The organism is Hyphomonas sediminis (assembly GCF_019679475.1).
GTDB classification, from domain to species: Bacteria; Pseudomonadota; Alphaproteobacteria; order Caulobacterales; family Hyphomonadaceae; genus Hyphomonas; species Hyphomonas sediminis.
On record NZ_JAIEZP010000001.1, the window covers coordinates 1,440,938 to 1,464,646 of the forward strand.

Sequence of the window (23,709 nt, forward strand, 5' to 3'; positions counted from 1 at the left end):
TTCAGCGCCCGGCGTTCAGGAAGGCAATGATCGCTTCGGGGAATGCCGGATCGCCCACGGCGGTGATATGGTTGCCCTTCAGGGTAATATGCTCCGCGCCGGGAATAATCTGCGCGAGATTTGGGCCGGAGCCATTGTCGGTGTCCTTGTCGCCGGTCAGCACCAGCGCGGGAATCTTGAAAGTCTCCAGCAGGTCGCGCCCGGTATAGAGGCGGGCGGATAGCGCCGCACGGTAGCCTTCCAGCGTGCCGCCGGTCGCCGCTGCGCGGGCGCGCATGCTGGCGGCTTCAGGCGTGTCGGCTCCGGCGATGGCCGCATCGAGCGCAGCGCGGAAGGCGTCGTTTCGCTTCGTGTCGGTCTCGTCGGCGGCTGCATCACCAATGCCGCCGAGGATGAGGCGGGCGCCCGCGCGGGAGAGCAAATGGTAGCGCAGGGCGCTCAGCGCCCCCATCGAATAGCCCACCACGCCATAGGGCTGCTGGCCCAGATGTTTCATCAGGGCGATCTGGTCGCGCGCGATGGCGTCGCGTGGCCAATCGGCGGCGTTGGTGCTGGCCGGGGAGGCGCCATGGCCGCGCAGGTCCGGCGCAATGACGGCGTAACCGGCGGCGGCAATTTTCTGCGCGATGCCGGGCCCGAGCCAGTTGATCTCCGCATTGCCGGTAAAGCCATGCAGCAGCAGGACCGGCGGGCCGTCGCCGAGCGTCTGATAGCTGATCGGCGTCCCGTCGAAGGAAGCGAAGGTCCGGGGCTGTAGCTGTGACATGCGGGTGGGTCTTTCCGGCAAAACGTGCCTGCGCACGCTGCCGGTCTGAACGCCGCTGTCAATTGCTGGCGGGTGTTAGCGCTCTTTCGGGTCGAGCGCGTCGCGCAGGCCGTCGCCGATGAAGTTCAGGGCGAGCAGGGTGATTGACATGACGCCTGCCGGAAGCAGCAGCATCCAGGGCTTGTCTTCCATCATCTTGGCGCCGTCGGAAATCAGCACGCCGAGCGAGGTCAGCGGCTCGTTCACGCCGAGGCCAAGGAAGGAGAGGAAGCTTTCCGCCAGGATCACCACCGGGATGGTCAGCGTCACATAGACCGCCACCGGGCCGATCACGTTGGGCAGGATGTGGCGCGTGATGATGCCGGCGCGGGAGACACCGGCGGCGCGGGCGGCCTCGATGAATTCCTTGCCCTTCAGGGCGAGGGTCTGGCCGCGCACGATACGGCTCATCGTCAGCCATTCGATGGCGCCGATGGCGGCGAAGATCAGCACGATATTCCGCTCGAACACGGTCAGCAGGAGGATCACGAAGAAGATGAAAGGCAGGGCGTAGAGCACGTCCACGATGCGCATCATCAGATTGTCCACGCGTCCGCCAATATAGCCGGCGGTTGCGCCCCAGCTGACGCCGATGATGAGCGAGACGACGGTCGCCACAACGCCGACCATCAGCGAGATGCGCAGGCCGATCATGGTGCGGGCGAAGAGGTCCCGGCCCTGCAGGTCGGTGCCGAAGATGTGCCAGTTCTCCAGGGTCGGCGCGATGGTGCGCAGGTCCGAAATGGTGCGGTAGTCATGCACCCAGACCATCGGCCCGAAGACGGCGACCAGCACCAGGAAGCCGATGATCCACATCGAGGTGACGGCAGCGCGGTTGCGCAGCAGGCGGGCGCGGGCATCATCCCAGAGCGAACGGCCACCGCTGATGGCCGTCTTGACCGCTTCGACACGGCCCGTGGGATCAAGAACAGGATCGATCTGGGCCATCAGTCGTATTTCACTTTCGGATCGAGCATCGCGTAGAGGATGTCTGCGACGAGGTTGAGCACGATGATCAGGGCGGCGTAGACGATGATCGCGCCCATCACGAGGGTGTAGTCACGGTTGAGCGCGCCATCGACGAAATAGCTGCCGAGACCGGGCAGGCCGAAGACCTTTTCGATCACGACCGAGCCGGTCATCACACCGGCCATGGCCGGGCCCGCATAGGACACCAGCGGCAGCAGCGCGGCGGGCAGGGCGTGGCGGACGATCACATCGCGCTCGGCAAGGCCTTTGGCGCGGGCTGTGCGGATATGGTTGGAGCGCATCGTCTCGATGATCGAGGCGCGCATCAGGCGCGAGATGATGGCGATCTGGGGCAGGGCGAGGGTAACCACCGGCAGGGTCATGTTGTGCAGGCTCATGCCTATATTGGGCCATGTGCCGAGGCCGCCGACCGCAAAGATGCCCATTCCCAGCGAGAAGATGAGGATCAGGATCGGGCCGGTCACGAAGGTGGGCACCGAGATGCCGAACATCGCAAAGCCCATGACCCCGTAATCGGCCGCCGAGTTTTGCCTGAGCCCGGCGAATATTCCCAGCGTCGTGCCAATAATGAGGGCCACAACCATGGTGAATGCGCCGATGGTCATGGAGATCGGCAGTCCGTCGCCGATCAGGTCGTTCACGCTCTTGCCGAGGGTCTTGTAAGAGGGGCCGAAGTCGCCCTGCAGCACGCCGCCGACATAGTCGAAATATTGCTCGTGAAGCGGCTTATCGAGGCCGAATTTTTCCGCAATGGCGCGTTCTGTGGCAGCCGGCAGCTTGCGCTCGCCATCGAAAGGTCCCCCCGGCGCAGCGCGCATCATCAGGAAGGCAACCGTAATAATCGCCAGCATTGTGGGGATGGCAATGAGAAGGCGCCGGAGCAGATAGCCCCATGGAATACGCCGAAAAGCTCGCTGGAGCGTCGTCACGTGAGAAAAAGCCTCTTATCACAAGAGTTTGCACGGCCGAGGCCAGCCGCCTCCTTGGCAGCGCCCCCAACACTCCTTAACTTGTCGGGCTCGCCGATCAAGCGATGGCTGCAGGAGCAGGAGATTTTTGAGTATGGCTGACATCCGCCGCGTCACTGCTGACTTTGCTGTAGCGCCCCAGATTTCCGAAGCCGACGTGGAAGAAATTGCCGCGGCCGGTTTCAAGACAATCGTTGCCAATCGCCCCGATGGCGAGGGCGGCGTGGACCAGCCCCGGATGGGTCCGATTCGCGTAAAAGCTGAGTCCCTTGGCCTGACCTTCGCCGCATTGCCGTTTTCCGGCGCGCCGACGCCTGAGATTGTCGAACGCATGGCGCAGATCCTGAACGAAGCGCCTCAGCCTGTCCTGGCCTATTGCCGGACCGGCACCCGCTGCATCACGGCCTGGGCACTGGTCCATGCCGGGCAGGGCGCCGGCGATGACATCATCGACGCGGCGGCCGGGGCAGGGTATGATCTCTCCAGCCTTCGCGAGCTGCTCTGATTCCAGCGGGGACTACACTTGCGCCGTAAAGCGGGTGTTGATGCAGACGCCGAGCCGTGCGAGGGCTCTGACCGAAGAGATTCCGCCGGGGGCGGCGTATCAGGAGTAGAGCGTATGTCAGGCCGCCTGTGGACCGATGACTTCAAGATCGAGGCGGGTACGATCCTCGTCAAGAAGACCGGCCACCGTATCGTCCCCGACCTCGCACTCGCCCACAGCATCTTCACCTGGTTCTGCTTCTATTTCTTCGTCCAGAACTGGCGCACCTGGCGCCTCCTCACCGGCCATAAACGCCCCACCATGGCGTTCTATCCCGACAAGCCGCGTCCCTGGTATTTCATCTGGTCGGTCATGCATGTGTCGGGCGCCAAGCTGGTGGACGATATCTCCACCGCTGACATCGTGATGCAGTTCGACGACTCTACCGAAACCTCGAACGATGTGCCGGCGGTCAAACCCGGCGCCCGCGTGTTGAATTTCGGCTGCACCGACATCTCCAAATCGCGCGTTTCGGCTGCATTCGAGAAGGCCAGCGGCGAGTCCCTGGCGGTCGACCCGACCACCTTCACCGGCCGCATGGTCGAGAAGTCCGAGCTGAACGCGGCCCATGATGGCCGCGTCCTCGAGGGCCCGCTGGACGCGCCTGTCGAGGGGAAGACCTATCAGCGCCTGATCGACAACGAGATTGCCGGCGGATTGGTCGAAGACCTGCGCTGCTGCCTCGTCGGCGGAACGCCGGTCATCGTGTTCCGCAAGCGCCGTCCGCTGGAGCGTCGCTTCCTCAATGAGAATGTGCAGGTGCTGCTCGACGAGCCGCGCAACTGCTATTCGCCTGAAGAGATCGCCGTGATCGAAGCCTTCGCGGCTGAGATCGGCCTCGACTGGGGCGGCGTGGACGTGTTGCGCGACCGTGCCTCCGGCAAGATCTTCATCGTTGACGCCAACAAGACCGATATGGGCCCGCCCGTTGCCCTGAAGCTTGGCGCCAAGCTGCGCGCCACGCGCCGCATGGCCCGCGCCTTTGCCGACAAGTTCGCGGCGAAGAAGCGCTGATCCCGATCTGACCAGTCACCCGAGGGATATGTATGGCCATTCCGTTTGTCCGGGAAATCAAGTTCGAATACGGACAGGTGGACCAGGTGTCGCCGTTGATCCGGCGTGTGATTGCCAACAATCCCGGCCCGTTCACTTACACCGGCACAGGTGTCTATATCATCGGGCGTGGTGAAGTCGCGGTGATTGATCCGGGGCCGGATCTTGCCGAACACTTTGACGCGCTCAAGGCGGCGCTTGCGGGTGAGACCATCACGCATGTGCTGGTCACGCACGGCCATTCCGATCATGCGCCGCTGGCGCGCCCACTGGCCGAATGGGCTGGCTGCAAGACCTATGCAATGCATGGCGGCGTTGAAACCGCTGCCGATGAGGGCGGCGAAGGCGGCGCGAGTTTCGTGCCGGATGTGGAGCTGAAAGACGGAGACGTTTTCTCCGGCCACGGCTGGACGCTTGAAACGATCGAAACGCCCGGCCACACGTCAAACCATATCTGCTTTGCCTTGCGCGAAGAGAATGCCTGTTTCACAGGCGATCACATCATGGGCTGGTCCACCACTGTGGTCTCGCCGCCAGATGGCGACATGGGCGCCTATATGGAAAGTCTCGAAAAGATCCGTGCCCGGTCGTTCGATACGCTGTGGCCCACGCATGGCAGCCCGGTGCAGGGCAGGGCGTTCGTGGAGACTTTCATCAGCGAATATGCCGCCCACCGGCGCGCCCGTGAAGCGGCGATCCTTGGCCAGATGAAAGCCGGGCAGACGAGCATTCCTGATATCGTGTCGGTGCTTTACGCTGATGTCGACAAGCGCCTGCATCCGGCCGCCGCGATGAGTGTGCTCGGCCATATGATTGATCTGGTGAGGCGCGGCGCGGTCGGCACTGCCGATGCAGAGCCGACGCCACGATCGAGCTTCACGCTCGTCTGATCAGTTTTCCCTGCGGACCCGGAAGGCCAGGCCACCATCCAGCTTCATCTTGTAGCTGCCCATGGCGGCCTGGTAGATTTCTGCGGATTTCACGTTGCGCGCGCGGGGCGCCTTGTCGTCAGTCTGTTGCCAGATGGAGCCGTTCTCCAGAACGATTCGCAGCTTGCCGCCCGAACTCGACACCGATTTCACCGGCTCGATAACGCGATCAAGTTCGCCATCATTCCTGTCGCCGCTCGAGAAGGTCGGCAGGGAAGGGATGCGGAAACCGAAAGACTCCCGTTGCACCTTCTCCACCTCAGCGCGCGTGATGACTTTGACATCGCCCACGGCTTGCGCTTCTTCCAGCCGTCCCACGGCTGTGTCGTAGCAGGCGACCCGTTCGGTCGGGTCAGAAATCGCCCGGCAGGCGAGCACTGCATCCAGGCTGGCCTCCTGTGCGAGGGCCGCGCCTGTGGCGCAGGCGGCAAACAGTGTCATGGCGGCCAGATTACGCAGCATGGATCAACTCCCGTTCACTTCTGTGCGGGCAAGACTTTGCTTTTTGCCGCCCGTCTGGCACCAGTTCTGGCAAATCTCGAACGAGACAGGAAGATCAAGGAGGCATGAACCGATGAAAATGAAAACCCTGCTGGCCGGCGCGGCCAGTGCGATCATGGCGCTGACGCTGGCTGCCTGTGGCGGCGGCGGCAACTCAGCGGGCGATGTGCCCACGCTGCGCCGGGGCATTTCCGCCAAGGTCGATACGCTGGACCCGCATAAATCGTCGGCGGCCTGGGAAAACATTGTCATCGGCGACATGATGATCGGCCTGACCACCGACGACGCTGACGGCAAGCCGGTTCCCGGCATGGCCGATAGCTGGGAAGTCGATGACACCGGCACCGTCTGGACCTTCAAACTCGGCGATTATTACTGGTCGGACGGCGCTCCCGTTACCGCAGATGACTTTGTCTACGCGTTCCGCCGCATCCAGGACCCGACCGTCGCCTCTCAATATGCCTCGATGCTGTGGTTGGTGAAGAATTCGGAGAAAGTGAACTCCGGCGAGCTGCCGCCTGAAGAAATGGGCGTACGCGCCATTGATGAGAAGACCTTCGAGATCACGCTGGAATATCCGGCGCCGTATCTCCCCGGTCTGCTCAGCCACTACACCACATTCCCTGTGCCGCGCCAGGCGGTCGAAGCCTATGGCGACGCCTGGATCCAGCCGCAGAACATTGTGGTCAACGGCCCCTACAAGCTTGTTTACTGGCGCACCGGCGACCAGCTGGTGGCGGAGAAGAATCCGACCGGCTTTGGCGCCACCGAGGCCTGCTTCGACCGCGTTGTCTATTTCGAGATTGAGAACGAAGCGGCTTACGAGAACAAGATCGCGGCCGGTGAACTCGATGTGAACAACGTCTTCTCAGGCCCGCGTCAGGCCGAGGTGGAAGCAAAGTTCCCCGGCTGGGTCCGCACATCGCCGGGTCTGCTGACCACCTACTGGTCCTTCAACCAGCAACGCGCACCTTTTAATGACGTGCGTGTCCGCAAGGCGTTGTCCATGGCGCTAGACCGTGAGTTCATGGTCCGCAATGTGATGACGCCGGGGTTCCAGGCCGCCTATACGTTCGTGCCGCCGGCGATGAGCAACTATGATGTGCCGCGCCCGCATGTTTCCTGGGAAGATACCCCGCGGGAGGAGCGCCTTGTGGAAGCGCGCCGCCTCCTGGAAGAGGCCGGTTATGGCCCGGGCAACCCGCTGAAATTCGAGTTCACCCACCGCTCGACCGGGGACAACCCGAAAGTCGCCCCGGTGGCGCAGCAGAACTGGGCCGAGATTGCCGACTGGGTACAGCCCGTCATCGTGCGCCAGGATACGAAGGTGCTCTACGCTCGCCTGCGCCAGAATGACTTCCAGGTCTCCGACGGCGCCTGGCTGGCGGACTTCGATGACCCGATCAACTTCCTCTATCTGCTCCAGTCGACGACCGGTCAGCAGAATTATGGCCGTTATGCCAATGCCGACTATGACCGCCTGCTGGCCGAGTCGAACCAGGAGCTGGACCTGACGAAGCGCGCAGAGCTGTTCGCGCAGGCTGAAAGCATCATGCTGGAAGAGTATCCGATCACACCGATGTGGGTGCAGGTCACACAGAACCTTGTCGACCCGACCCTGACGGGCTGGGCTGACAACGCAAAGGATATCCATCGCTCCCGCTTCCTCTGCCGCGATGGCATGACGGCGCAGTAGAGTCAGGGCTCAATCAGCTTCCAAAGCCCGGCCAGGCGTCTCTGGCCGGGCTTTTTTATGCGCGAATGGTGGGGGAAGGGGCCGGCGTGGGGCTTGTTGATCCGCAAAGTGGCGGATGGGCATAATCTTTTGCGCGCAGCCAATAATAAAGCCTTGTTAACCGTCAGATGTCGCGAAGTGAGGCGTGGCTGCCACAGTTTGCCAGTTTCATGACAAATTTCGCAAACGGCAATTGACTTGCAGGGGGGAGCAAACCTTAACTCGATGCAATCGTTCGCCTGGAGGGTTAGGCGAACGCTCGCTATTCATCGCTTTGATGGCGGGCCTTTTTAATGGGAGAGAGCACACTTATGAGTGAAGTTAACCTCAAGACACGTCTTCTGATGTCGTCGATGATTGCTGGTGCAATGTTTGTTGCATCTGCGGTCCCCGCCATCGCACAAGAAGATGACGCGGCTGTGACAACGACTGATACGGCACCGGCAGAGGCCGAAGCTCGTCAGCAGATGATCACGGTCACCGGCTCGCGCATCATGCAGCCGAACCTGACCACCACCAGCCCGGTTTCGTCGGTCTCGTCCGAAGACTTCAAGCTGCAGGGTGCAACACGCGTTGAAGACCTGGTCGTCCAGCTGCCGCAGGCGTTCGCCGCTCAGAACTCGACCGTTTCGAACGGCGCTTCGGGCACCGCAACGGTCTCGCTGCGTAACCTCGGCTCGACCCGTACGCTGGTCCTGATCGACGGCAAGCGTATGCCCTACGGCTCGCCGAACGATCCGGCTGCCGACCTCAACCTGATCCCGAGCCAGCTCGTCGAGCGCGTTGACGTGCTGACCGGCGGCGCTTCGGCTGTCTACGGTTCGGACGCTATCTCCGGCGTTGTCAACTTCATCATGAAGAAAGACTTCGAAGGCGTTCAGGTCGACGCTCAGTATGGCTTCTTCAACCATGAGAACGATTACGACACCAACGGCAACCTGATCAGCAGCCTCGAGCAGTTCTCGCAAACCAACCCGTCTCAGTTCCAGGTTCCGGAAGACAACGTGTCGCTCGGCTGGTCCAAAGAGATCACCGGTGTCATCGGTGCCTCCACCGAAGATGGACGTGGCCATTTCACGGGCTATGTTGGCTACCGTAACAACGACGCCGTGCTACAGAAGTTCTACGACTATTCGGCATGTTCGATCGGCGGCATTTCTGCTGGCAACTTCACCTGCGGCGGTTCGGGCACTTCCTACCCGGGTCGTTTCACCGACTTTGCAAGCTTCAACTACACGATTGATCAGGCGACCGGTGATTTCCGCCCCTATGCGGCAACGGATAACTACAACTTCGGGCCGACCAACTTCTTCCAGCGTCCGGATGAACGTTACTCTGCAGGCTTCTTCTCCGAGTACGAGATCAACCCCTATGTGAACGCCTACGCGAACTTCATGTTCATGGACTACAAGTCCAACGCGCAGATCGCTCCGTCGGGCAACTTCTTCTCGACCTTCGGTATCGGCTGTGACAACCCGCTGCTCAGCGCGACCCAGCGTTCGCAACTCTGCGAAGTCGACCTGGTGCCGGATATCGACGATCCGGATGATGTCGCTGAATTCCTTGCCCTCAATCCGAATGGCGGCCAGGACTACATCAACGCAACCCTCGGTGTTCAGAACGCTCTGACGGGCGGCGCTCCGACCCTCAACGAAGATGGCACCGTGTCGATGACGCCGTTCAACGGCGTCTCGCCGGCCTATATCGGCCGCCGGAACGTTGAAGGTGGCGGTCGTCAGGACCATCTCGGCTACCAAACCTACCGCGCTGTGATCGGCTTCAATGGCCCGCTCTATAACACTCCGGGTTTCTCCTACGACGTGTCGGCTCAGTTCTCGCGCGTGAAACTGGCTCGCTCTTACCGGAACGAGTTCTCGACCGTTCGCCTGAACCGCGCACTCGACGTGATCACCGGCGACGGATCGGGCAAGTTGGCTGCTGGCGAAATCGGTTGCCGTAGCTTCGACGACGGCACGGACGCGAACTGCGTGCCGTGGAACATCTTCGAGATCGGTGGCGTTAACGATGCCGCTCTGAACTATCTGCAGGTTCCGCTTCTCCAGAACGGCTCGACCGAGCAAGCAGTGGTGACCGCGTCGATCACGGGTGACCTCGGCCAGTATGGCTGGAAACTGCCGACGGCTTCGACCGGTCTGCAGGTTGCAGGTGGTATCGAGTATCGCCGTGACGCGATCGACCAGACGGTTGACGTCAGCTTCGCAACCGGCGATGGCGCTGGTCAGGGTGGCCCGACGCTGCCGCTGTCCGGCTCGATCGACAGCTACGACCTGTTCGGCGAATTCCAGCTTCCGCTGGTTGAAGGCCGTCCGGGCATCGAACTGCTCGCAATAGACGGTGCATATCGCTACTCCGACTACTCGACGGGCATCAGCTCGAACAGCTGGAAGGTTGGCGGTGAATATGCTCCGACCTCGGATCTGCGTCTGCGCGCAAGCTTCCAGAACGCTGTCCGCGCTCCGAACGTCATCGACCTCTTCCAGTCGCAGGGCTTCAACCTGTTCGACCTGGATGATGATCCGTGTGACTTCACCGATCCGGCAGACGATGGCACGGCAGGCGCAGCTTGCCTTGGTACGAACCCCTGGCAGGTGAATTCCATCCAGGCCAACAATGGCTCGCTCACTTCGCCGGCCGGCCAGTACAACTTCCTGCAGGGCGGCGATCCGGCCCTCGAGCCGGAAGAAGCCGAGACGCTCACGCTTGGCTTCGTCGCCACGCCGAGCTTCATCCCTGGTCTGAACCTCTCTGTTGACTATTATGACATTGATATCACTCAGGCGATTTCGCAGGTTGGTGCCAGCGTCACTCTGCAGCTCTGCTATGTGTATGACGATCAAGACGCCTGCCAGCTGATCCAGCGTAATGCAAACGGTCAGCTTTGGGTTGGTGAGGGCAATGTTGTTGACCTCAACAAGAACATCGGTGGTATCTCGACCTCCGGCTTCGATATCGCAGGTGCATACACCTTCGGCATCGGTTCCTTCGGTGGTCTGAACCTGTCCTACAACGGCACCATCCTCGACAGCTTCACGGTTGACCCGGCTGGCAACGCTGCGTTCGAATACGACTGCGTTGGCAAATACGGTAACGATTGCGGTACGCCGACCCCGGAATACCGTCACCGTGCCCGCCTTGCCTGGGCAACGCCGTATGATGGCCTCGGTCTGAACCTGACCTGGCGCCACATTGGTGAAGTCGACCTCGACACCGGCGCAACTGGTCGTCCGGACTCGACCCTCGATGCCGTCAACTATTTCGACGTGTCGGGCACTTGGGCTGTCAAAGACTGGGCCGCGTTCCGCTTCGGTGTGAACAACGTTCTGGACCAAGATCCGCCGCTCTCGGCTTCGGTCGGCACCACGGGTAACGGCAACACCTACCCGCAGACCTACGACGCTCTTGGCCGCTACGTCTTCGTCGGCCTGACGCTCGACTTCTAATAAGTCTGCGAAAGCACTTTAGGGAACGGCGGTCCTTCGGGGCCGCCGTTTTCTTTTGTGTTGTGTCTGTCGCTGGCTGATTGGGCGGGAAATGAGCACGAGCTATTGGAACGACCAAAAGGCCTTCCGGCTGCAGATTTGATGGCAGTGTTCAGAACGGCGCGGCGGTGCCGGTTAGCCCGCGCGCCAGCGCGCATAGAGTGCGGTGGGTAGCAGGCGGTCGCTGCCTTGCTGGGGCAGGGCCATTTCGCCCATTTCCATGATGCCGCCATAGGGCTTCAGCCGGTCGCCGAGGGCCTGCGCCACGGCCAGGTAGGAGAGGCGCACGGCATAGGCGGTGGCGATCACGAATTGCGGCTCATCGCTCAGCAGGTCGCGCACGCCGTCGAGCAGTTCGGGCAGGCTTTCTTCAAACCGCCAGGTTTCGTTCTTCGGGCCACGGCCGAATTTCGGCGGGTCCAGCACGATGCCGTCATAGCGGCTGCCGCGGCGGATCTCGCGCGCAACGAATTTCATCGCGTCATCGGCAATCCAGCGGATGGTGCGGCCGTCGAGGCCGGAGAGGGACTGGTTGTCCTTGCCATATCCGTTCGATTTCGGGCTGGCATCGAGATGGACGACTTCAGCGCCCGCGGCGGCGCAGGCCAGCGACATCATGCCGGTATAGCCAAACAGGTTCAGCACTTTCAGTGGGCGTTTCGCGGCGCGGATCTGTTCCTGCGCAAACCGCCAGTGTACGGAATGTTCCTGGAACACGCCCATATGCCGGAAGGCGGTGCGCCGGGCGGTAAATGTCAGGCCGTTCCAGCGCATTTGCCAGGCTTCGCTGGCGCGGGGGGAGAGGATTTCCCAGTTGCCTGCGCCGTCTTCATCCTGCGCCTTGGTCACGAAGCGTGCATCCGCTTTCCAGCTCTGCACGGGCCGGGCGGGTTCCCAGAAAGCCTGCGGATCAGGCCGGATCACGGTCTGGCTGCCAAAGCGTTCCAGCTTCTGCAGGTGGCCGCTGTCGAGCAGGGCATAGTCTTCCCAGTCGTCGGCAATCAGAAGGCGGGTTTCGGTTTTCATGCTCATGCATAGCCCCGCTGGCGCCAGGCTTCATAGATCATGATGGCGCTCGCCTGGGCGAGGTTCAGGCTGTCGGCGCCTCCGCGCATGGGGATGAGGCACAGCGTATCGCAGGCCGCCTCGGCCCATTGCGGCAAGCCGGCCTGCTCATTGCCCATGATGATGATGGCGCCGTCCTGATAGTCGGCCCCGTCATGGCGCACCGTTCCGTTTACGGAGGCGGCCGTCAGGCTCAGCTTCTGCGCCTTGCGCCAGGTGTTGAAGCTGTCGAAATCAGCCTGCGCAAAGGGAACGTCGAACAGCGATCCCATGGACGCGCGCACGGCCTCGAAACTGTAGGGGTCGCAGCAGGTGCCCACGAGGATGACGCCGCTCAGCCCGGCGCAGTCTGCGGTGCGCAGGATGGTGCCGAGATTGCCGGGGTCGCGCACTTCAAACAGCGCGATATAGAGCGGGGCGCCCTTGGGCTTGGGCAGGGCGTCCAGTTTCAGGTGGCGCTGGCGGAAAGCGGCCACCACGCTCTGGGCGTTATCCTTCTGGGTGATCTTGGTCATCAGCCGCTCAGGCGCGGCCACAACGCGGGCGCCGGCCTTGGCGGCCTGCCGGGCCAGGTCTGCAATCTGTGGCCGATCTGCCATATCCGCCGCAATAATGACGGTCTCGGGCTGCCAGCCTTGTGCCAGGCCCTCGCTGACGATCCGGGCGCCTTCGGCCAGGAACAGGCCTGTTTCGGCCCGTTCTTTCTTTCGTTCCAGGCTTTTCAGGGCCTTGACCAGAGGGTTCGCGGGGCTGGTAATCAGTTCGAGGGGCTGTTTCATCGCCGGGCGGCCTGCTGGGTTCATCTTGCGGTAAGGTTGGGCTTAGGGCATCCCTCGGCGGGTGAGGGAAGTGTTGGGGGTTACTGGATTTGGGAGGTCAGCGACGTCATGCGCCTGCTTGACTACCTGCTTGGGGGGCTCGCCCTCCTTGCCCTGCCTTTCCTTGTCTGGTGGGGCATCTATCAGTCCCCCCAGAGCGCTGTAAACCTCCAGTCACGGCTGGAGGCGCAGGCGCAGGCGGCGCTGGCGGCTTCCGGGGCAAACTGGGCCACTGTCCGCATGGATGGCCAGCGCGCGGTGATCACCGGGGCGGCCCCCTCTGCCGATGCGGTTATCGAGGCGGCCCGCACTGTCCGGCGCAGCAGCGGGGCAGGCGGGGTCATCTTCGGCGGCGTCACGCTGGTTGAGGCGCGGGTGGAAGCGGCCCAGCCGGTTTCTCCTTATATCTGGCGGGCCCGCAAGACTGAGGATGGCCAGATCGTTCTCTCCGGCAGTGTCCCGTCCAAATCCATTCAGGCGCATCTTGTGGAAGAGGCGCGCCTTGTTGGCCGCGCCGCTGTTGCCGATGAGATGCAGCTCGCCGCCGGCGCGCCTGCCGGCAACTTCCAGGGCGTGGCCCGCATCGCCCTGGCCGCCCTTGTGCAACTGGAGCAGGGCGAGGTCACCATCACCGATCACCGCGTCGTCCTGCGGGGCAGCGTCGCTGAGCCCGCCACCCGCTCGCAGGTTGCCGCTTCGCTGGCTTCGATCGCGGCGCCCTTCAAGGGCGAGCCGATGATCGCCGGGGATGTGCGCTGGCGCGCCGAAATCAGCCCCGGCGTCCTCACCCTTTCGGGCGCCATTCCGGATCAGGCCCAACGGCGGGCGTTGCTGGCGGCCACGAGCGGCTTTGCCGGTGAGGTCGTTGACGAGATGACCCTCGGCGCCGCCCCGGCTGAAGGCTGGCTTGCGGGGGCGCTGGCGGGGCTGCCGGAGTTCACGAAGTTCCGGTCCGGCGACATGGCCTTCGATGCAACGGCCGGCGCCTTCCTGTTCGATGGGGTGGCAGATGCCTCGACGCTCTACTTCCTGAAGGAAGACATGACGCGCGCAGGCCGCCCCTGGAAGGCCGTGATTGGTGCCGAAATGCCTCAAAAAGACACGGTTCATACACAGAATGTCACGCCCGCGCTCGTAAACGACACGGGAATGACCTGCGAGGACGCGCTTCAGAATGTCCTGGCGCGCGGCGATATCCGCTTTGCCGATGCCGGCAGCACACTCGCCCGCGAGAGCCGTACCTCGCTCGATGAGATCGCCGGGATTGCCCGCAATTGCAGCACAGACAAGCGGTTCGAGATTGAAGCGCCCGGCAGCGTGCAGGCCTCCGAACTCACAGACTTCCTCGCCGCAGCAGGGGTGCCCCGCGCCCGTCTGGCTGCTATCAGTTCTGGCTCCCTCCCAAGTGAGGCGGATAATCAGTCAGAAGACACAGGCGCTGATCTGCAGCAGCCTGTACGGATTAGAGTTCTGGAACGGAGCAGAGAATGACCTGGCTTGTCGCGCACATGTGGATCGCACTGGCCGCTGCTGCATTTGTGGCGCTGCTGTTGGGCTGGTCGCTGCGCGGCATGATGCTGCTCGGCAAGCTGCGCAAGGCCGAGGTCGACCGGGACGTGGCGCGCGTGGAACTCGGTGAAGCACGCGACGAGATCGAACGTCTGTTCGCCGCCCAGCGCAAGCTGCTGACGGGGCAGGGCGGCACGCAGATGGCGGAAGCTGTTCTGGCCTCCCCGCAAGCCGACCCGGAACTGGAACGCCAGCTGGCCGAAACCGTTGCGGCGCTCCACAGCGCCCGGGCCGAACTGGAAGAGTTGAAGGCTGCGCCGCCCGTGCTGGCGCCGGCGCCGGAAATGGCGGCGATGCCCATGGTGGACCCCGCTGTTTCTGCGCGCGCGGCTGAGCTTGAGCAGCGCGTTGGAGGGCTTGAGGCCGAACTGCAAGCGGCGCGCGCTGCATTGGAAGCAGCAGAAGTTGCGAAGGCCGAAGCGGTTGCTGCCGCTGTCGCGGCTGCGCCTGCAGTGGCTGAACCTGAACCCGCGCCTGCCGCTGAACCCGATCCAAAGCTGGTCTGGAAGGTCAATTATCTCACTCAGCGCGTAACGGCGCTGGAAGACGAAGTCGCCTCCCAGCCTGTCGCGCCGGCCGTTGTCGCGTCGGTCCCCGAAGCGCCCGTGGAAGTTGCTGCGCCGGAGCCTGAAGCGCCTGCCAAGTCTGCAGATACCGAGTCGATCGAGGAAGAACTGGCCAGCCTGCGCTGGCGCAACCGTTATCTTGAAGGTCGGCTTGCCTATTTCGAAGGTGACGCGGCCGCTGTCGCTGATGAAATCGCTGCCGACGATGAGGGCGAAGCTGCCCTGGAGGATGACGAGGACGCCTACGAAGAGGACGAGGCCTCTGAAGACGACGCCTATGCTGAAGATGATGACGGCGAAGACTTCGAAGAATATGAGGATGATGCGGACGATGAGGACGAGGATTACCCCTCCGCCGCTGAAACCATTCTGGGCCGTCTGGAAGAAGATGACGCTGCCGCTGAAGATGCTGAACCTGTTGTTCCGGCCCGCCCGCTGGCGCTGGAGAAGCCGGTTGAGGGCGCGCCGGATGATCTGACGCTGATCGGCGGCATTGGCCCGCGCATTCAGGAAGTGCTCAATTCCATTGGCGTGTTCCACTATGACCAGATTGCCGAGTGGAGCCGTGAGAACATCGCCTGGGTGGACGACTATTTGAACTTTAACGGCCGTATTCGCCGCGAAGGCTGGGTCGAGCAGGCCGCCATTCTAGTCGATGAAAGCGTCGGTTCCTGACGCATTTCCTATTCAGCGCGGGTTCACGGGTGGCTGCCTAGCCTGACGCTGTGCAATTGCATTTTGCCGGCAGCGGATTAACCTTCCCGCGTGCCGGACTTCAGGGAGAGCAAGTATGGTCGAGCGGATTGATTTTGACGGTGAAATTCTTGCGGGCGCCCCGCGCATCCGCATGTCACGCCGGGCCATCATCACGGGCATTGCGGCCGGCACGGTCCTGCCTTTCGTCTCGGGCTGCACCACCAACCCGGAAACCGGGCGCAGCCAGTTCCTGCTGATGGGCGACGCGGAAGTCGCCAGCATGGCGACGGCGGCCTGGTCCGACATGAAAACCCAGGTGCCGCAGACCTCCAACACCGCCCTCAAAAACCGCGTTCTCAACGTGTGGAACCGGACTGCGAAGGGCGCGAGGAAAGATCATGAGCAGTGGGATGTCGCAGTGTTCGACACCGACGACGTCAACGCCTTCGTCATGCCGGGCAACCGGGTAGGCGTTTACCGCGGTATCACCGAGCTGACCGAGAATGACGACCAGTTGTCTTCCGTGCTGGGCCATGAGGCTGGCCACGTAGCTGGCCGCCACGCCGCAGAGCGCATGTCCGTAACGATGGCAGCGCAGGCTGGCCTGATGGTTGGCCAGATCGCGGTGGCCTCCTCCGAAGAGCTCAGCAAGTATGGCTCCGCCATCGGCGCGCTGGGCGGCGCCGCCGTCCAGTTCGGTGTGATCCTGCCTTACAGCCGCAATCACGAGCTTGAGGCCGACCGTCTCGGCGTCGATTATATGCACAATGCCGGCTATGACGTGAAACAGTCGATCCGCCTGTGGGAGCTGATGGACTCCCAGTCCAAGGGCCAGCGCCCGCCGGAATTCATGTCGACCCACCCCGATCCAGCCCGCCGCGCGCAGGAGCTGCGCAACTACATCAACGCGCGGGGCTATGCGCTGGTGTAGGCGCTGAGCGCATCAAAGCTGGGAAGCCCGGATACCGTGTGGTGTCCGGGCTTTTTCATGGGAGTGACTTGACCGGGCAGGGGCTTTCCGTCATACGCCGCGCTTCCGTGGGAGGCTGCCAGCCGAACCGCGGAGCCTCGTTATCAACCGGGCGGATCGAAAGACCACCGCCCCGTCGCCAAGTTGTGAGGACAAAATGGCTAAGAAACTACTGGGGCAGATCAAGCTCCAGATCCCGGCCGGCAAGGCCAACCCGTCGCCGCCAGTGGGCCCCGCCCTCGGTCAGCGCGGTATCAACATCATGGAATTCTGTAAGGCGTTCAATGCTCGTACCCAGGGCATGGAAGAAGGTCTGCCGATTCCGGTCGTGATCCAGTATTATCAGGACAAGTCGTTCACCTTCGTCACGAAGACGCCGCCTGCCACCGTTCTGCTGAAGAAGGCCGCTGGCCTGAAGCTCGGCAAGAAACCGGCATCGGGCGCGAAAAAGCCGGGTTATGATACCGTCGGCAAAGTGACGATGGAGCAGGTCCGCGAGATCGCGAAGGTCAAAATGGATGACCTGAACGCCAATGATCTCGACGCCGCCACGAAAATCATCGTCGGCTCCGCCCGCGCGATGGGCCTTCAGGTTGTGGAGTAAGAACGATGGCGACTAAAGGAAAACGCGCTCGCGCAATCGAACAGGCCGTCGACACGACGAAGACCTACACGATCGCCGAAGCAGTGAAGCTCGTAAAAACCAACGCCAAAGCGAAGTTCGACGAGTCGATCGAAATCGCCATGAACCTCGGCGTTGACCCGAAATATGCTGACCAGCAAGTCCGCTCGGTCGTCAACCTGCCGGCTGGCACGGGCAAGACGATCCGCGTTGCTGTGTTCGCAAAGGACAAGAAGGCTGAAGAAGCCCTGGCGGCTGGCGCAGACGTCGTCGGCGCTGACGACCTGTTCGAAAAGGTCAGCGGTGGCTTCATGGACTTCGATCGCGTCATCGCGACCCCGGACATGATGGGTCTCGTCGGCCGTCTCGGTAAGGTGCTTGGCCCGCGCGGCCTGATGCCGAACCCGAAGGTTGGCACCGTGACCCCGAACGTTGCTCAAGCCGTCAAGGACGCCAAGGGCGGCGCGGTTGAGTTCAAGGTCGAGAAGGCCGGTATTGTTCACGCCGGCGTTGGCAAAGCCAGCTTCTCCGAAGCCGACATCGAGAAGAACGTTCAGGCGTTCATCTCTGCTGTCGTCAAGGCTCGTCCGTCGGGCGCAAAAGGCACGTTCGTGCGTAAGGTCACTCTGTCTTCGACGATGGGCGCCGGCGTCACGATCGACCTGGCCGAAGCCAAAGGCTGATCGCCCGGTCCCTGTCGCGGGCGGCGCCCAGGCGGGAATATGAATATGGCCCGGAGCTGCGTTGCGGCTCCGGGCTTTTTCTTGCCCTGTGAAAAAATCAGGGGAGGGGGTTGCGGCCCCGTGGAAAAAGCGTTAATGCCCGCCGCTTGACGGGAGTTCTCTGATATGCATCGGGGGCCTCCCGTTTTCCTGTCCTAGACCATCGGTCATGCCCTTCGGGGGATGCTAAGGGCCAATAGGCCACCTGTGCAGACGGGGTGAGGCGTTGATACGGTTCGGAATTTTCTGGAATTTTCCAGAAAATGCAAGCCGGGCAGGCCAATCCCTGGGCAGGCGCTGGAATCCCTTTCGGGGGTGAAGGCGATTACCAGGGCGGCCGGATGGTCCGGACGCCTCAATGGAGACCCGCAATGGATAAAGCTGGAAAAAGCGCGGCTCTTGAAAACCTCAAAGGGGTTTTCGAAGGGGCGGGCGTGGTCGTCGTGACCCACTATACCGGTCTTACCGTGGCGGAAATGACGAAGCTGCGTGGCCTGCTCCGTAAGGACGGCGCGCACTTCAAAGTGGTCAAGAACCGCCTGGCGAAAATCGCGCTCGGCGGGGCAGGTGGCGACAAGGCACAAGAGCTCTTCCAGGGCCCGGTTGCCATCGCCTACTCGCCGGACCCGGTGGCGGCTGCGAAAGCAGCAGACGAGTTCTCGAAGGAAAATTCGAAACTCGTGATCATCGGCGCCGTGATGGGTGAGCAGGTCCTCGATGCCAAAGGCGTCGAAGCCCTCGCGAAACTGCCGTCTCTCGACCAACTGCGTGGCAAGCTCATCGGCCTCATTCAGGCACCGGCAACGAAAGTTGCAGGCGTCATTCAGGCTCCGGCTGGGCAACTGGCACGCGTGGTGTCCGCATACGCGTCGAAAGACGCCGCATAAGACACCCGTTTTCGCAACACCAAGATCATAACAACCGAACCAAACAGGAATTGAAACCATGGCAAATCTCGAAAAGATTGTCGAAGACCTCTCGGCTCTGACCGTTCTGGAAGCCGCTGAGCTCGCAAAAATGCTCGAAGAAAAGTGGGGCGTTTCCGCTGCTGCTCCGGTGGCTGTTGCTGCTGCTGGCGGCGCTGCTGCTCCGGCCGCTGCTGCTGAAGAGAAGACCGAATTCGACGTCGTTCTCACGGACGCTGGCGCGAAGAAAATCGAAGTCATCAAACTCGTCCGCGAAGTCGTTCCGGCTCTCGGCCTGAAAGAAGCCAAAGACCTCGTCGAAGGCGCTCCGAAGACCGTGAAAGAAGCCGTTGCAAAGGCTGACGCTGAAGAGCTGAAGAAGAAGTTCGAAGCTGCAGGCGCTAAAGTCGAGCTGAAATAAGCTCTGCTGCTTCGTATCCGGGAGGTGTTCGCGCGAGGCGCCTTCCGTTCAAGGATCTGCGCGGCGGTCTCTTTTTGGGATCGCCGCGTACTCGCGTTCTAATCACAGGCGGTCCGCGGGCGTGCGGATTTGCCGACAGACTGGGAACCTGGGATGGCACTCTCCTTCACGGAAAAGAAACGTATCCGCAAAAGCTTCGGCCGCATTCCCGAAGCCATCGAAATGCCAAACCTGATCGAGGTCCAGCGCGAGAGCTACGAGGCCTTCCTGCAGATGAACACGCCGCGCGAAAAGCGCACGGATGATGGTCTCGGCGGGGTCTTCAAGTCGGTTTTCCCGATTACCGACTTCTCTGAACGCGCGACGCTCGAATACGTATCGTACGAATTCGAACAGCCGAAATTCGACGTCGAAGAGTGCGTGCAGCGCGATCTGACTTTCCAGGCGCCGCTGAAAGTACGCCTCCAGCTCGTTGTGTTCGATGTTGACGAAGACACCGGCGCCCGTTCCGTCAAGGAAGTCAAAGAGCAGGAATGCTATCTCGGCGACATCCCCCTGATGACCGAGAAGGGCACCTTTGTCGTCAACGGCACCGAGCGCGTGATCGTGTCTCAGATGCACCGTTCGCCGGGTGTGTTCTTCGACCACGACAAGGGCAAGACGCATGCCTCCGGCAAGCTGCTGTTCGCAGCCCGCATCATTCCGTATCGCGGCTCCTGGCTCGACTTCGAGTTCGACGCGAAAGACATCCTGAACATCCGTATCGACCGCAAGCGTAAGCTGCCGGCGACGACGATGCTTTATGCGCTCGGTTATGACACCGAGCAGATCCTGGACCTGTTCTACACCCGCTCGATCTACCGTCTGGACAAGAAGGGCTGGGTCACCGGCTTCCGCGCCGACGCCTGGAAAGGCGTGAAGCCGGAATTCGAACTGATCGATGCCAAGACCGGCAAGTCAGTTGCTGAAGCTGGCAAGAAGATCACCGCCCTCAAGGCGAAGCGGACTGCTGAAGGCGGTACGGACGAGATCCTCGTTCCGTCGGACGCCCTGATCGGCAAGTTCCTGGCCCGCGATGTCGTCAACCTCGAAACCGGTGAGATCTTCGGCGAAGCCGGCGATGCGCTGGAAGAGGCGACCATCGCCGAAATGCGCGATTACGGCATCGACTCGATCGAAGTGCTCGACATCGACGCCGGTGGCCGTGGCCCCTGGCTGCGCAACACGCTGAAGGCTGACAAGAACGAGACGCGCTTTGAGGCGCTCTCCGACATCTACCGCGTGATGCGTCCCGGCGAGCCGCCGACGCAGGAAGCTGCTGAGGCTCTCTTCGGCCAGCTGTTCTTCGATCCGGAGCGTTATGATCTCTCGGCCGTTGGCCGCGTGAAAATGAACATGCGTCTCTCGGTTGCCGTGCGCGACTATGAGAACGCTGCGGACGACATGCGCACCCTGCGTAACGAAGACATCATCGGCGTCATGAAGGTCATCCTCGACCTGAAAGACGGCAAGGGCGAAGTCGACGACATCGACAACCTCGGCAACCGCCGCGTCCGTTCGGTCGGCGAGCTGATGGAAAACAACTACCGCATCGGTCTCGTGCGCATGGAGCGCGCGATCAAGGAGCGTATGGGCGCTGTCGACATCGACACCGTGATGCCGCACGACCTGATCAACGCGAAACCGGTTGTGGCGGCTGTGCGTGAATTCTTCGGCTCTTCGCAGCTGTCGCAGTTCATGGACCAGACCAACCCGCTCTCCGAGATCACCCACAAGCGCCGTCTTTCGGCTCTTGGCCCGGGCGGTCTGACGCGTGAGCGCGCCGGCTTCGAGGTTCGCGACGTTCACCCGACGCACTACGGCCGTATCTGCCCGATCGAAACGCCGGAAGGCCCGAACATCGGTCTGATCAACTCGCTGGCAACCCATGCGCGCGTCAACAAGTACGGCTTCATCGAGAGCCCGTACCGCCGCGTGAAAAATGGTAAGCTCACCGAAGAGGTGGTCTACCTCTCCGCAATGGAAGAGAGCATCTATTCGATCGCTCAGGCCAACGCGACGGTGAACGAGAAGGGCGAGCTCATGAACGAGTTCGTCAACGCCCGCGTCGCAGGCGAGGCCACGATGGTTCCGCGCGAAGAGATCCAGTACATGGACGTTTCGCCGAAACAGGTTGTCTCGGTTGCTGCCTCGCTCATTCCGTTCCTTGAGAATGACGACGCCAACCGCGCGCTCATGGGCTCGAACATGCAGCGTCAGGCTGTGCCGCTCGTGAAGTCCGAAGCGCCGTTCGTCGGCACCGGCATGGAAGCGGTCGTTGCCCGCGACAGCCGCGCCGCCATCGTTGCCCGCCGGGCAGGGGTGGTCGAGCAGGTCGACGCGCTGCGTATCGTTGTTCGCGCCACGGAAGATCTCGAAGGCTCGAAGTCGGGCGTCGACATCTACCGTCTCGCCAAGTTCCGCCGTTCGAACCAGAATTCGTGCATCAACCAGCGCCCGATCGTGAAGGTCGGTGACGTTGTGTCGAAGAACGACATCATCGCAGACGGTCCGTCCACGGATCTCGGCGAGCTGGCGCTTGGCCGCAACGTGCTCGTCGCGTTCATGCCCTGGAACGGCTACAACTTCGAAGACTCCATCCTGATCTCCGAGCGCATCGTGCGTGACGACGTCTTCACCTCGATCCACATCGAGGAATTCGAAGTCGCCGCCCGCGATACCAAGCTCGGCCCGGAAGAGATCACCCGCGACATTCCGAACGTCGGTGAAGAAGCCCTCCGTAACCTGGACGAAGCCGGCATCGTTGCCGTCGGCGCCGAGGTGAAGGCTGGCGACATCCTCGTCGGTAAGGTCACGCCGAAGGGCGAAAGCCCGATGACGCCGGAGGAGAAACTCCTGCGCGCCATCTTCGGTGAGAAAGCTTCCGATGTTCGCGACACCTCGCTCCGCGTGCCGCCGGGCGACGCCGGTACGGTTGTGGATGTTCGCATCTTCAACCGCCACGGCATCGACAAGGACCAGCGCGCGCTCCAGATCGAGCGTGAGCAAATCGAAAAGCTGCAAGAGGACAAGGAAGACGAACAGTCGATCCTCGAGCGCAATACCTATGCGCGTCTCCACGACCTGCTCGTGGGCAGCGAAGCAGCGGCTGGCCCGAAAGGGTTCAAGGCTGGCAAGATCGCCGAAGGCGCTCTTGAAGAGCTGACCCAGCGCCAGTGGTGGGAAATCGAGCTGAAGTCGGAGAAATCCCAGGCTGAGCTCCTCGCCCTGCGCGAGCAGTTCGATGCGTCGATCCGTGAGCTGGAAGCCCGCTTCAACGACAAGGTTGAGAAGGTTCAGCGCGGCGACGATCTGCCTCCGGGCGTGATGAAGGTCGTGAAGGTCTTCCTTGCTGTGAAGCGCAAGCTGCAGCCGGGCGACAAGATGGCCGGCCGTCACGGCAACAAAGGGGTTATCTCGAAGATCAATCCGCTCGAAGACATGCCCTTCCTGGAAGACGGCACGGCGGTCGACATTGTTCTCAACCCGCTGGGCGTGCCTTCGCGGATGAACGTCGGTCAGATTCTCGAGACGCACACCGGCTGGGCCTGCCGTGGCCTCGGCCACATCATCGACAAGGCTCTGGAAGAGTTCCACCAGAAGCATGACGTCAACGCGCTCAAAGCCGCCTTGAAGCACGCCTATGGCGAGAAGCAGGACATGCCGGAAAGCGACGCGGAAGTGATCGAGCTGGCCGGTAACCTCCGGAACGGCGTTCCGATTGCGACCCCGGTCTTCGATGGCGCCCGTGAGGACGACATCAACGACCTTCTGGTTCGCGCCGGTCTCGACTCTTCGGGCCAGGTGAAACTGTTCGACGGCCGCACGGGCGTCGCGTTCACCCGTCCTGTCACGGTCGGCTACAAATACCTGCTGAAACTGCACCACCTGGTCGACGAGAAGATCCACGCCCGCTCCACGGGTCCGTACTCGCTCGTTACCCAGCAGCCGCTCGGCGGCAAGGCGCAGTTCGGTGGTCAGCGCTTCGGCGAGATGGAGGTCTGGGCCCTCGAGGCATACGGCGCCGCCTACACGCTGCAGGAAATGCTGACAGTGAAGTCGGATGACACGGCTGGCCGTGCGAAGGTCTACGAAGCGATCGTCCGTGGCGACGACACCTTCGAGGCCGGTATCCCGGAAAGCTTCAACGTTCTTGTCAAAGAGATGCGCTCGCTCGGCCTCAATGTGGAGCTGATCGAGGAAAATGGCGGCGGCGACGAGGATGAAGAGGCCCAGGTGGCCGCCGAGTAGACTTTCCGCCCAAATCAGGCCCCGCTGTAAAAAGCGGGGC

Annotated in this window: 19 protein-coding genes; 13 read left to right on the forward strand and 6 right to left on the reverse strand. The window is 62.1% G+C overall.

Annotated features, from left to right (window positions below; genetic code table 11):
- Nucleotide 1: 1 nt before the first annotated feature.
- From K1X12_RS07240 to K1X12_RS07250, 3 genes are all read right to left on the reverse strand, one after another.
- Nucleotides 2-766, reverse strand: coding sequence for an alpha/beta fold hydrolase (locus K1X12_RS07240; RefSeq protein WP_220986943.1), 765 nt, complete (start codon nt 764-766; stop codon nt 2-4).
- 75 nt (nt 767-841) lie between these two features.
- The gene (locus K1X12_RS07245; RefSeq protein ID WP_220986944.1) at nt 842-1,753 is read right to left on the reverse strand and encodes an ABC transporter permease subunit; all 912 of its coding nucleotides are present in this window, start codon (nt 1,751-1,753) and stop codon (nt 842-844) included.
- Entirely contained in the window at nt 1,753-2,724 is a 972-nt protein-coding gene (locus K1X12_RS07250; protein ID WP_220986945.1) for an ABC transporter permease, read from the reverse strand. Before K1X12_RS07250 ends, K1X12_RS07245 begins: the two co-directional genes overlap by 1 nt.
- A 133-nt stretch (nt 2,725-2,857) precedes the next feature.
- On the opposite strand from K1X12_RS07250, the gene K1X12_RS07255 reads away from it, so the two are divergent.
- The 3 genes from K1X12_RS07255 to K1X12_RS07265 all read left to right on the forward strand — a co-directional run bounded on the left by K1X12_RS07255 (nt 2,858) and on the right by K1X12_RS07265 (nt 5,250).
- Nucleotides 2,858-3,268: a protein tyrosine phosphatase family protein gene (locus K1X12_RS07255; protein WP_220986946.1), complete on the forward strand. Its 411-nt coding sequence runs from the start codon at nt 2,858-2,860 to the stop codon at nt 3,266-3,268.
- A gap of 114 nt (nt 3,269-3,382) precedes the next feature.
- Nucleotides 3,383-4,321, forward strand: coding sequence for an ATP-grasp domain-containing protein (locus tag K1X12_RS07260; protein WP_220986947.1), 939 nt, complete (start codon nt 3,383-3,385; stop codon nt 4,319-4,321).
- Between the two features lie 32 nt (nt 4,322-4,353).
- On the forward strand, nt 4,354-5,250 hold the full coding sequence (locus tag K1X12_RS07265; RefSeq protein WP_220986948.1) for an MBL fold metallo-hydrolase: 897 nt from the start codon (nt 4,354-4,356) through the stop codon (nt 5,248-5,250).
- Here the strand turns inward: K1X12_RS07265 and K1X12_RS07270 are convergent, their stop codons facing one another.
- On the reverse strand, nt 5,251-5,751 hold the full coding sequence (locus tag K1X12_RS07270; protein ID WP_220986949.1) for a hypothetical protein: 501 nt from the start codon (nt 5,749-5,751) through the stop codon (nt 5,251-5,253).
- A 112-nt stretch (nt 5,752-5,863) separates the two neighbouring features.
- On the opposite strand from K1X12_RS07270, the gene K1X12_RS07275 reads away from it, so the two are divergent.
- Nucleotides 5,864-7,486, forward strand: a complete 1,623-nt coding sequence (locus tag K1X12_RS07275) for a peptide ABC transporter substrate-binding protein (protein ID WP_220986950.1) — start codon at nt 5,864-5,866, stop codon at nt 7,484-7,486.
- Nucleotides 7,487-7,836: 350 nt separating this feature from the next.
- Entirely contained in the window at nt 7,837-10,986 is a 3,150-nt protein-coding gene (locus tag K1X12_RS07280) for a TonB-dependent receptor domain-containing protein (RefSeq protein WP_225907909.1), read from the forward strand.
- A gap of 174 nt (nt 10,987-11,160) precedes the next feature.
- On the opposite strand, the gene K1X12_RS07285 is transcribed toward K1X12_RS07280, so the two are convergent.
- Complete coding sequence (locus K1X12_RS07285; protein ID WP_220986951.1) at nt 11,161-12,057, reverse strand: class I SAM-dependent methyltransferase; 897 nt, start codon at nt 12,055-12,057, stop codon at nt 11,161-11,163.
- The gene (locus K1X12_RS07290; protein ID WP_220986952.1) at nt 12,054-12,869 is read right to left on the reverse strand and encodes a TrmH family RNA methyltransferase; all 816 of its coding nucleotides are present in this window, start codon (nt 12,867-12,869) and stop codon (nt 12,054-12,056) included. The genes K1X12_RS07285 and K1X12_RS07290 overlap by 4 nt, the downstream gene beginning before the upstream one ends.
- 108 nt (nt 12,870-12,977) lie before the next feature.
- On the opposite strand from K1X12_RS07290, the gene K1X12_RS07295 reads away from it, so the two are divergent.
- From K1X12_RS07295 to rpoB, 8 genes are all read left to right on the forward strand, one after another.
- Nucleotides 12,978-14,399 carry an OmpA family protein gene (locus K1X12_RS07295; RefSeq protein WP_220986953.1) on the forward strand — a complete coding sequence of 474 codons (1,422 nt, stop codon included), beginning with the start codon at nt 12,978-12,980 and terminating at the stop codon, nt 14,397-14,399.
- Nucleotides 14,396-15,718 carry a helix-hairpin-helix domain-containing protein gene (locus K1X12_RS07300; protein WP_220986954.1) on the forward strand — a complete coding sequence of 441 codons (1,323 nt, stop codon included), beginning with the start codon at nt 14,396-14,398 and terminating at the stop codon, nt 15,716-15,718. Before K1X12_RS07295 ends, K1X12_RS07300 begins: the two co-directional genes overlap by 4 nt.
- Nucleotides 15,719-15,833: 115 nt before the next feature.
- On the forward strand, nt 15,834-16,670 hold the full coding sequence (locus tag K1X12_RS07305) for a M48 family metallopeptidase (protein WP_220986955.1): 837 nt from the start codon (nt 15,834-15,836) through the stop codon (nt 16,668-16,670).
- A 196-nt stretch (nt 16,671-16,866) separates the two neighbouring features.
- Entirely contained in the window at nt 16,867-17,313 is a 447-nt protein-coding gene (rplK, locus tag K1X12_RS07310; RefSeq protein ID WP_220986956.1) for a 50S ribosomal protein L11, read from the forward strand.
- Between the two features lie 5 nt (nt 17,314-17,318).
- The gene (gene rplA, locus K1X12_RS07315) at nt 17,319-18,014 is read left to right on the forward strand and encodes a 50S ribosomal protein L1 (RefSeq protein ID WP_220986957.1); all 696 of its coding nucleotides are present in this window, start codon (nt 17,319-17,321) and stop codon (nt 18,012-18,014) included.
- Between the two features lie 410 nt (nt 18,015-18,424).
- A complete protein-coding gene (rplJ, locus tag K1X12_RS07320; RefSeq protein ID WP_220986958.1) occupies nt 18,425-18,940 on the forward strand; it encodes a 50S ribosomal protein L10 in 516 nt (171 codons plus the stop codon).
- Nucleotides 18,941-18,998: 58 nt separating this feature from the next.
- Complete coding sequence (gene rplL, locus K1X12_RS07325) at nt 18,999-19,379, forward strand: 50S ribosomal protein L7/L12 (protein WP_220986959.1); 381 nt, start codon at nt 18,999-19,001, stop codon at nt 19,377-19,379.
- Nucleotides 19,380-19,532: 153 nt separating this feature from the next.
- A complete protein-coding gene (gene rpoB, locus K1X12_RS07330) occupies nt 19,533-23,669 on the forward strand; it encodes a DNA-directed RNA polymerase subunit beta (protein ID WP_220986960.1) in 4,137 nt (1,378 codons plus the stop codon).
- Nucleotides 23,670-23,709: the final 40 nt, after the last annotated feature.

What these genes read in the sequence shown, in the direction of transcription:
- K1X12_RS07240 (WP_220986943.1), bottom strand. Translation starts at nt 766, where the DNA reads ATGTCACAGCTACAGCCCCGGACCTTCGCTTCCTTCGACGGGACGCCG.
- K1X12_RS07245 (WP_220986944.1), bottom strand. Translation starts at nt 1,753, where the DNA reads ATGGCCCAGATCGATCCTGTTCTTGATCCCACGGGCCGTGTCGAAGCG.
- K1X12_RS07255 (WP_220986946.1), top strand. Translation starts at nt 2,858, where the DNA reads ATGGCTGACATCCGCCGCGTCACTGCTGACTTTGCTGTAGCGCCCCAG.
- K1X12_RS07260 (WP_220986947.1), top strand. Translation starts at nt 3,383, where the DNA reads ATGTCAGGCCGCCTGTGGACCGATGACTTCAAGATCGAGGCGGGTACG.
- K1X12_RS07265 (WP_220986948.1), top strand. Translation starts at nt 4,354, where the DNA reads ATGGCCATTCCGTTTGTCCGGGAAATCAAGTTCGAATACGGACAGGTG.
- K1X12_RS07270 (WP_220986949.1), bottom strand. Translation starts at nt 5,751, where the DNA reads ATGCTGCGTAATCTGGCCGCCATGACACTGTTTGCCGCCTGCGCCACA.
- K1X12_RS07275 (WP_220986950.1), top strand. Translation starts at nt 5,864, where the DNA reads ATGAAAATGAAAACCCTGCTGGCCGGCGCGGCCAGTGCGATCATGGCG.
- K1X12_RS07280 (WP_225907909.1), top strand. Translation starts at nt 7,837, where the DNA reads ATGAGTGAAGTTAACCTCAAGACACGTCTTCTGATGTCGTCGATGATT.
- K1X12_RS07285 (WP_220986951.1), bottom strand. Translation starts at nt 12,057, where the DNA reads ATGAGCATGAAAACCGAAACCCGCCTTCTGATTGCCGACGACTGGGAA.
- K1X12_RS07290 (WP_220986952.1), bottom strand. Translation starts at nt 12,869, where the DNA reads ATGAAACAGCCCCTCGAACTGATTACCAGCCCCGCGAACCCTCTGGTC.
- K1X12_RS07295 (WP_220986953.1), top strand. Translation starts at nt 12,978, where the DNA reads ATGCGCCTGCTTGACTACCTGCTTGGGGGGCTCGCCCTCCTTGCCCTG.
- K1X12_RS07300 (WP_220986954.1), top strand. Translation starts at nt 14,396, where the DNA reads ATGACCTGGCTTGTCGCGCACATGTGGATCGCACTGGCCGCTGCTGCA.
- K1X12_RS07305 (WP_220986955.1), top strand. Translation starts at nt 15,834, where the DNA reads ATGGTCGAGCGGATTGATTTTGACGGTGAAATTCTTGCGGGCGCCCCG.
- rplK (WP_220986956.1), top strand. Translation starts at nt 16,867, where the DNA reads ATGGCTAAGAAACTACTGGGGCAGATCAAGCTCCAGATCCCGGCCGGC.
- rplA (WP_220986957.1), top strand. Translation starts at nt 17,319, where the DNA reads ATGGCGACTAAAGGAAAACGCGCTCGCGCAATCGAACAGGCCGTCGAC.
- rplJ (WP_220986958.1), top strand. Translation starts at nt 18,425, where the DNA reads ATGGATAAAGCTGGAAAAAGCGCGGCTCTTGAAAACCTCAAAGGGGTT.
- rplL (WP_220986959.1), top strand. Translation starts at nt 18,999, where the DNA reads ATGGCAAATCTCGAAAAGATTGTCGAAGACCTCTCGGCTCTGACCGTT.
- rpoB (WP_220986960.1), top strand. Translation starts at nt 19,533, where the DNA reads ATGGCACTCTCCTTCACGGAAAAGAAACGTATCCGCAAAAGCTTCGGC.